Origin of the sequence: Nostoc sp. PCC 9305, from assembly GCF_963920915.1 — a bacterium.
Taxonomy (GTDB): domain Bacteria; phylum Cyanobacteriota; class Cyanobacteriia; order Cyanobacteriales; family Nostocaceae; genus Nostoc.
Genome location: NZ_CAWUDN010000182.1, coordinates 1 through 8715 on the forward strand (window position 1 = coordinate 1; position 8715 = coordinate 8715).

7 protein-coding genes are annotated in these 8715 nt (G+C 42.3%); 3 read left to right on the plus strand and 4 right to left on the minus strand.

The features are described 5' to 3' along the window. Window positions 1–264: 264 nt before the first annotated feature. The 4 genes from ACM0OX_RS34245 to ACM0OX_RS34260 form a co-directional block, all read right to left on the minus strand. Complete coding sequence (locus ACM0OX_RS34245) at window positions 265–405, minus strand: hypothetical protein (protein WP_414519500.1); 141 nt, start codon at window positions 403–405, stop codon at window positions 265–267. Between the two features lie 15 nt (window positions 406–420). Continuing rightward, window positions 421–1089 carry a DUF3105 domain-containing protein gene (locus tag ACM0OX_RS34250; RefSeq protein ID WP_414519502.1) on the minus strand — a complete coding sequence of 223 codons (669 nt, stop codon included), beginning with the start codon at window positions 1087–1089 and terminating at the stop codon, window positions 421–423. A 784-nt stretch (window positions 1090–1873) separates the two neighbouring features. Continuing rightward, the gene (locus ACM0OX_RS34255) at window positions 1874–2092 is read right to left on the minus strand and encodes a mannan-binding lectin (RefSeq protein ID WP_414519504.1); all 219 of its coding nucleotides are present in this window, start codon (window positions 2090–2092) and stop codon (window positions 1874–1876) included. A gap of 216 nt (window positions 2093–2308) precedes the next feature. Next, window positions 2309–5251, minus strand: coding sequence for a filamentous hemagglutinin N-terminal domain-containing protein (locus tag ACM0OX_RS34260; RefSeq protein ID WP_414519506.1), 2943 nt, complete (start codon window positions 5249–5251; stop codon window positions 2309–2311). A 247-nt stretch (window positions 5252–5498) separates the two neighbouring features. Between ACM0OX_RS34260 and ACM0OX_RS34265 the strand changes: the two genes are divergently transcribed. From ACM0OX_RS34265 to ACM0OX_RS34275, 3 genes are all read left to right on the plus strand, one after another. Further along, entirely contained in the window at window positions 5499–6167 is a 669-nt protein-coding gene (locus tag ACM0OX_RS34265; RefSeq protein WP_414519508.1) for a response regulator transcription factor, read from the plus strand. Continuing rightward, entirely contained in the window at window positions 6167–8149 is a 1983-nt protein-coding gene (locus tag ACM0OX_RS34270) for a CHASE2 domain-containing protein (protein ID WP_414519510.1), read from the plus strand. Before ACM0OX_RS34265 ends, ACM0OX_RS34270 begins: the two co-directional genes overlap by 1 nt. 301 nt (window positions 8150–8450) lie before the next feature. Beyond that, window positions 8451–8663 carry a hypothetical protein gene (locus ACM0OX_RS34275; RefSeq protein ID WP_414519511.1) on the plus strand — a complete coding sequence of 71 codons (213 nt, stop codon included), beginning with the start codon at window positions 8451–8453 and terminating at the stop codon, window positions 8661–8663. Window positions 8664–8715 lie beyond the last annotated feature (52 nt).

An 8715-nucleotide genomic window follows, 5' to 3' on the forward strand; every position in this document is an offset into this window, starting at 1 on the left:
AATGGCAAGATGCCCACCCCACAATATTGGATAATTTATTTCTTGGAGTTCCCTAAAGAAGGTGAGAGCATTCTTTTCTGTTTTAGGTTTTTCAGAATTCTAGTCTGCGGTATGAAATAGAACCGAGCTGATTATGCAGGAGTGACGGACTCGAAGTTGTTGTTAGCGCCAGGTCTGCTCTTAGAAGGTATTTTGTACCTGATACCAAGATGCTATATTGTTAAAATTGCCTAAACTTGAAAATCTGCCTGTGAGATTATTTATTTAAGCGCGATCCTTACCATTACGTAAGCTTGAAAGGTCTAAAGCACCACCACTAACAGTAGCAGCAGCTTCGTGGTTAAGGTCTTGTACCAATTCGATGCTATAAATCGAAAAATCGAAACAAGGTATCTCTTTCCTCATTCATAGAACAAAGCATTAGCCCGGACATCGCCCTTGCTGGCATTCAGGGCCTCGAACAATGTGCGTATCATAAAAGACCTTTACTGCTTTAGAGTTGTAACGGTCAAGCTTCTGCAAGTAATTCCAAGCGGTGAGTGCAATTGCTGTGTCGAGGTTCTGCCGTGGTGTCAGGATAATACGTCCATTAAAGTAGCTCAAAGATCGCGCCTGCTGCTGTAGCTGGGTCAACTCTTGATCTTTAATTTGCTTAGGGTTGTAGCTAATAATTACCCCACCATGTTCCAAATTATGTACTAAAAATTCATCGGCGGGCGGATCTTTGTATATACCCCACGCTGCTGGGTAGGGGTAGTGCGGCCCAGAGCTTGGTGGATTTGAGTTATAAGTGACTGAAGTACCTACTTCCACATGTTGTTGCCCCAAATCTGGGAAACGTATTCCTGGTAGTATTGTGCCAGTGCTGTACCCAGGCAAGGGTGATTCAGCTGTCATTACTAAAAAGGGTTCGATTAAACCCTTCCACTCTCGTATGGCATTCATCGTTGAAGTGGAAGTTGAGGCGGTACTCGGTTGTGAGGGAGATTCATAAGAGTTCGCAGATATATTACCGAATAGTAAAGTTATGGCGATCGCACAGATCAGGCAAAGTATCAAAAAACCTGATTTAGCTAGCTTAATATTCATATAACCCTCTTCCATTACTCTCGGATAAATTAACGATTTTTTTGAGGCTATACCTAGGGTGTTGACTTTGATGAGATTTACCCATTTTTTATTCATACAGTTTTGGTGTCATCATCGGTGAACCAAATTTGCAGGAGTAATGAGTAATGAGTAAATATCCCAGGACTTACGCAAAATACCTCTCAAACTCTTATTCCTCCGTGTTCTCTGTGCCTCTGTGGTTCGATTTTCCGTTACCTGTGCGTAAGTCCTATATCCATTACTTATTACTCATTACTTACAGCAGTTTTCTTTTTCATGAGGCACAAAGTCACTGGTTTTGAGGCAGGAGGCAGGAGGCAGAAGAATAATTTGATTTGTGAATCCTTGGTTCTGTACCTCATTTAGTTGCAAAGCGCTGTAAAGAACGCGAAAAATAACTTTTCCCACTGCAAATTTTACTCCAGCCTTGGATTGGAAAGGATTGTGCATGAATTTTTAACCCCTGAAAAGTTACAAAATCAACACCCTAGGCTATACCCCTTCACCTGAATCCTTACAGAAATTGAAGTAACACACCCCTAACTACAGTTGTTAGGGGTGTTTGTGTTGCAATACTTGTCGGTTAAGGGGAAAAGGGTAAAGGGGAAAGGGAAAGAAAAAACCTTTACCCTTTACCCTTTAACCTTTTCCCCAAACCCAATGCCGAGTTAAAAATACTTAACCGAGCAGTATTGGTTTGTGTTGTATCAAGAAAAGTTTTTTGTCTAGTGAACCTTTAATTGGTCAAATTTTGCTTTTCTACTCACACTATGTTACAAACCGACTGCTGCCCCCATATTGTCGTAGTCCAATTGCCGTCCCATGTTCCACCTGCTGCCGCCGCAACAACAGGACACTTAATTTTGGCATCATCATTATTCCAAATCGGGCCAGCAGGGACGTTTACTCCACCTTGAATCTTGCTTCCTTCAGCAGCATCTAGAGTATTTAGCAAATGCTCTAAATCACGAATAACAATCATTGGATTCTCCTTTTTTTAAATGGTTTATGGCTAGAACTCACGCATTTATGAGTAATTTAGATGCGTTTGTTCTGGTGTGTGCGGCGATCGCGTTTTAGGTGTTCGCCTTCACTTCACTCTTTTAGAATAGATAAATTGAATTAGACGCGCATCGTCAAGTTAGGAAATTGACTTTCCTATATAGGAAAGTCAATTTCCGAAGATAACTAAAACTTCTTAGGAACCCGAACAGGTAGGGAGTTTTGACCAAAAACCGTGAGGAGGGACACCAGGTGCAGAGGCAGTAAGAATCACCTCTCCATTAGCTCCGTACATCCATTCCTGAGCTTCAATCAGTGGCGCAGATTTAGGAGCATTATGAGGTTTGTTGCTAGTAATCGAGTCTTTTGGGTCGAGAGCGTTTTCTTGTGGCGTTGAGATACTTGCGCTCTGGACAGTCGGTATCTGATAAGTCTGATAGGGTGCAATTGAAGGGTCATCTGGCATCACTGGCAAACCTCCGTTCCCTGTGATAATGAATTTCCCTTCTGGCCGTTTACTCCGTCCAATGCAACTATTGGCAATCAACTGTGAAGTATCGATGATGTTTGTGGGCAAAGCAGTTAAGCCTTGAGAGGGGTTAACATCAGGCGTGTTGAGTTGCACTACGCCATTAAATTCAGAACCACGAGCAGAACTAGCTGTAATGTCACTTAATGGCGTGGGTTTTAGACGAAACTGTGTGCCAAAGATGCCAGAAGCATTGACAATTACTTGACCGCCAAAGCTATCTTCAGCATTGGCAGTGATGTCGCTATTTTCTTTTGGAACCGCGACTAGATTGTTGGTATCAATCGTAATATTACCACCAGTCGCAGTACCAGTAGCGTTGGTGGTAATGGTACTACCTCGGCGTAGAAGTAATAAGTCGCGCGATCGCAAATTAATATTTCCTTGTCCTCCATTTGTGTCAGCACTAATTGTGGCTTCGTTGTCAAGATCGATAGAGTTAGCTTTAACTATTAATGAGCCTGCAATTCCTGACCCTTGGCTGCTCACCGTTATTTTGGCCCTATCCTTTAAAGACAGCATCCCGGTTGTAATGTTAACATCGCCCCCCTTGCCTACGCCTGTCGATTCTACAGTACTGAGTACTTGACTGGGGCTTCCATTGTTGCCCGCTCCTTCCAAGGAGACTGTATCGCGGGCAACTATATTCACATTGCCTGCATTTCCTTCTCCTCCGGTTCTGACATTCAATACAGTGCCATTTTTCAGATAAAGTGACCCAGTGGTAATATTGATGCCAGCACCGTTGCCCACCGCGTTTGGGAACACATTGCTGAATGCTCCAGTAGGGTCATTACCAAGTCCTTTATCAAAGACAACGGTATCGCGGGCAAAGATATTTACACTACCCGCATCCCCTTTTCCACCATAGTTGGTAGCAATCAGCTGGCCACGATTTCTAACAGAGAGCGACCCAGTTGTGATGTTGATGTTGCCTCCTTTGCCCACGCCTGTTGGTTGTACAGCGCTGGATGCCCTAGTGAATCTATTGCGTCTATTCGTCGGACTCGCCCCATCAAAGGAAACGGTATCACGGGCAACTATCTTTATATTGCCAGCATCCCCTTGTCCAGAGGTGTCAGCAATGAGTGCAGCGCCATTGCTCACTCTAAACGACCCAGCCATGATGTTGATGTTGCCTGCATTTCCTTCCCCTTCGGTTGTGGTATTCAATACAGCGCCATTTTTCAGATCAAGTGACCCAGTGGTAATATTGATGCCGACACCGTTACCCACCCCGTTTGAGAACACATTGCTGAATGCTCCACTCGGAAATCTATTGCTACCTATCCCATCAAAGGTAACGGTATCCCCGGCAGTAATATTCACACTACCTGCATCCCCCTTTCCACCATAGTTGGTAGCAACCAACTCACCACCATTTGTAACAGAGAGTGACCCAGTTGTAATGTTGATGTTGCCACCTTTGCCCACGCCTGTTGGTCGTACAGCACTGAATGCATAACTCGCATCAAAGGAAACGGTATCACGGGCAACTATGTTTATACTGCCAGCCTTCCCTTGTCCAGAGGTTTCGGTATTTAGTACACCGCCATTTGTTGCATAAAGCGATCCGGTCGTTATATTGATGTCGCCACTGTTACCTACAGCTGTTGATTGCACCGTATTAGAGATACTACTTCCATTCAGATTTATTGCCTCTGTTGCATTAATTTCAATATCTCCTGCCTGTGAGTCAACAGAACCCAACCTTGATGCTATGCCTGACTGTAGCTGTGTACTTTCTCCAGTGATATCCAAGGAACGGGCATTGATCGCAATACTACCCCCAGCACCAGCGAGTACATTAACATTAGTGCCATTGCTCAAAGATACATCAGAGCGTTCAACGCCATCAGGAAAACTTAAACCAAGGTATGAGCCATTAATATTCAAATCAACTGTACCAGTGTCTGCCATACCCCCCAATTCCACATTTCCAGCTTTAGCTAGGAGTTGCCCACCATCAAGCTGCACATTACCGCCTACAAGTGCTAAGGTCTGACCAGGATCAACTTCTAAACTAGAACCTAGTACCTGAATCTTTCCCGGATTCGTCCCAAATTGTAAACCAATGGGTACATTGATAGTCAACAAAGGTGGACTTGGAGAATTTACAGTACTGAACTTAATACCATCACTAAAATTAAGACTATTAGCTGTACTTGCAATAAACGAACCCCTAATATTAAGAGAAGCATTGGAATTAAAAACAATTCCATTTGGATTGATTAAAAATAAATTTGCATTGGCATTTGCTCGAATCAACCCATCAATATTAGATATCGAGTTACCTGTAACGCGAGTGAAGATGTTTTGAATCGAAATGTCATCATTGTTAAAAAATGCTTCCCCACCTGTAGGTACAGAAAACTGGCTAAAACTGTGGAATAGGTTACTACCCCGAACCGTTCCCCCTTCAATCGTGCAAGTTGTGCATCCTGGCGCAACGCTGGAATTTGTTGGCAGGGTATTATCAGGAACAATTTGAGCGTTGACGGGATTAATTGTTACAAAAGTTGCGATCGCCAAAACTGTGGCGTAGCCCATCGCCTCAGAAGCATATAGCAGTGATTCCCAGCTTTGATAACACCTTAATTTAGCTTTCACAAGACTTTTCAATTCCTCATAACTAGTAGTGATACTACGTCATCAAGTTTAACAAGTTGTTATATTCCTTAACTAAAGTGCTGATTTTCCAATTTTGGAAAACTAAATTCCTAAAACTGCAACACGCAACTAGCTAATTATTTGTATCCTAGTATTGATCGATAAGTTTCATTTAAATGGCAAGTTAATTTTTAGCTATCCTATAGTTTTAGTAGGTTAAATAAATATATTAAAAAGTAAACTAGTTATGAGCCGAGAACTAAAGCAAACTTTGCAAAAATTTTTAGTTGTTGATGACCATGAGGCAATTCTTCAAGGTACAATTCCAGCACTCAAAGAAAAATATCCAGAAGCAGAAATCCTCGCAGCTCAGGATGCTCAGACTGCATATCAGCAATTTGAACGTCACCACCCAGACTTACTAATTGTTGATTTATGTCTGCCAGAAAAACCTCAATCTCAAGCTCAGATTGAAGTTGGGATGCAATTGATCAAAACTTTGATGTCAAGCCCTCTCGCCCCTAATTTAGTGGTGCTGAGTACTAATGTCAAACCATTGGTACGTCTCAAACCGATAATTAATACTTATGAAGGTGGCTTTGCCGCGATGGATAAATCTTTGCCATTTCGCGAAATGTTAAAGTTAGTTGACTTGGCATTGCGCGGCTCTATTTATTTATCTTCAGAATTGCGATCGCGCCCAGAATTTGACCGAAAATGGCTTGAAGTACTGACACTGAAATATCAAGAAGGGTTAACGGATAAAGCGATCGCCCAACAAATGAAGTTGAGCGATCGCACTGTCCGAAACTACTGGATTAGACTGCAAGATACTTTAGGTGTCTATGATGAACCTGGTAAAGAATTAAGAATTCAAATTGAAATCGCAGCTAGAAAAATCGGATTAATCAACTGATGAAATTCGCACTCTCTACTAAAAGCAATTTATGGAAAAAAGCTCAGAAAGAACTGAGACTTTGGCGAGAAGTAGTGCTGCCAGGACTTTCAGTAATCGGATTAATTATACTTGTTCGTTCAACAGGATTGTTGCAATCGCAAGAGTGGCTGGCTTTCGATCAATTGCTGCGCCTACGGCCTAATGAAGCCGTTGATTCGCGAGTGGTAATTGTGGGTATTGATGAAGATGATATCAATTATGTCGGTAGATTTCCTATACCAGATCGGGAAATTGCCCAAATGTTGAGAATTTTACATACCTATAAACCCAGAGTCATCGGTCTTGACCTTTTTAGAGATAAAATTAGTTCGGCTGACGCCGAGCTTGCACCTGTCTGGAAAGAGAATCCAAATCTCATCGGAGTTGAAGTAGCATTAAATCGGAAGCAATCTTTTAATGTTAAACCACCGCCGGAGTTACCTCCCGAACGAGTCGGCTTTGCAGATACAATAGTAGACCCGGATGGAAAGCTGCGACGTAGCTTAATGGCAAGTAAAACTTATACTGGAGAACTGAAATACTCCCTACCTCTGCGTTTAGCACAACTATATTTGCATGAACTAGGAATAAAGTTTACTCATGGCAGTCGCTCTTACGATCCCATCAAGTTCGGTTCAAGTCAGCTAGTCCGCTTTCTCCCCAATTCTGGCGGATATGTGGGAACTGATGCCAATGGGTTTCAAGTGCTAATGAACTTTCGCTCTCATCCCCAACCTTTTCGCACCATATCTCTAAGGGATGTCCTTAATAATAAAATTGATCCTAATTTAATTCGCGATCGCATCGTGATTATTGGCATGACTGCTGCTAGTGTTAAAGATAGATTTACCATCTCGGCAGTTAAAAATACACTCTATACCACGGGTTTAGGAGTTGACGAATCTTCCGATCAATACCAATGGATTTATGGTGTAGAAGTTCATGCTCATGCCACAAGTGAAATTATTAGTCATGTTTTAGACAAACGGCCACTGTTAAATGTATGGTCAGAATTTTGGGAGTATTTATGGATTTTAACTTGGGGTTTAGTCGGCATCATTCTGGGTTTAATCCTGCAATCTCCGGCAAAAACATTGTTAAGTCTTGGTATAACTAGTATCGAAATCGTCGGAATTTGTTATGTTGGACTGATTTTGGGTTGGTGGATTCCTTTAGTACCAACCTTGTTAGCTTTCACCAGTGCCGGACTGACGACATTTTTTTTTGACCGAGATTTAAGAGCGCTACTCGAACAGCGCAGTTTAACTCTTAAGCGCTCTTTTGAAGCAATTCATAATGGGCCTCTGCAATCCCTGGCTGTAATATTGAGAAGTCTTGGTGAGGAAGAGATAGAGCTGGAAAAATTGCGATCGCAACTTGAACAACTTAATCGAGAGTTACGGACTATTCCTGAATATCTCAGTCAAGAAATGCTTAGTCGCAGTGATAGTCTTTATTTAGAGGGAAGTGAAGTTATCGATTTACAAACTCCAATTTCTGAGATGCTTTATTATGTCTACGACATTACCTTAAGAAGAAACTTTCAAGGATTTACAACCATCCAAAGTTTTATTGCTCCTAATTTTGAACCATTAGAAGAGTGCAACTTCAATACAAATCAAAAGCGAGGGTTGTACCTGTTTTTGCAAGAAGCTTTATGTAATGTTGGCAAACATTCCCAAGGAGCTACCCGCCTTGATGTTATTTGTACGCGATCGTCGAAGGAATATTGTCTACAAATAATTGATAATGGATTTGCAAATAAATCTAAAAAGTATCAAAGTGGCGGGCAAGGCACAAGCCAAGCTCAAGATTTAGCCCGACAATTGAGAGGTAAGTTTCGACGATTTCCTAACTCTCCACAAGGCACTGTCTGCGAGTTGACTTGGCCGATAGCAAGTATTTGGTGGCAACGATTTTATCAATTTCTGAACAAGTCTATTGAGTCTCTGAATCAATGAATGCATCTAGGCGGAGCCTGGGAACAAGGAACGGTATACACACAAGTCTTAAAAACCTAGCTTGATGAGCTTTGCTCATAGCATGGGAAATGCCATTAGACCTCTTGCAAAAGTCTCTAACACCCCACCCCCAACCCCTCCCGAAGAGCGGCTACGGTGTATACACAAGTCTTTGAGAGTTGCCTCACAGCGTTTAGATCCCCCCTAACCCCCCTTAAAAAAGCTACCGTGTATACACAAATTTTTTCGAGTTGCTAGGTAACATAGGGTAGGTTAATTTTTACAAGCCAATGCAATAGCATTGTTAGCCGATGCAATAGCATTGTCAACCGATGCAATGGCATTGTTAGCCGATGCAATGGCATTGTTAGCCGATGCAATGGCATTGTTAGCCGATGCAATGGCATTGTCAACCGATGCAATGGCATTGTTAGCCGATGCAATGGCATTGTTAGCGGATGCAATGCCATTGTTAGCCGATGCAATGGCTAAGAGACTTGTGTATACACCGTAGCTTAAAAAAGGGGGAACCAGAGTCAAAGTCCCCCAATTTATCGGGGGATTTA

What these genes read in the sequence shown, in the direction of transcription:
- ACM0OX_RS34270 (WP_414519510.1), top strand. Translation starts at nt 6,167, where the DNA reads ATGAAATTCGCACTCTCTACTAAAAGCAATTTATGGAAAAAAGCTCAG.
- ACM0OX_RS34255 (WP_414519504.1), bottom strand. Translation starts at nt 2,092, where the DNA reads ATGATTGTTATTCGTGATTTAGAGCATTTGCTAAATACTCTAGATGCT.
- ACM0OX_RS34265 (WP_414519508.1), top strand. Translation starts at nt 5,499, where the DNA reads ATGAGCCGAGAACTAAAGCAAACTTTGCAAAAATTTTTAGTTGTTGAT.
- ACM0OX_RS34245 (WP_414519500.1), bottom strand. Translation starts at nt 405, where the DNA reads ATGAGGAAAGAGATACCTTGTTTCGATTTTTCGATTTATAGCATCGAA.
- ACM0OX_RS34250 (WP_414519502.1), bottom strand. Translation starts at nt 1,089, where the DNA reads ATGAATATTAAGCTAGCTAAATCAGGTTTTTTGATACTTTGCCTGATC.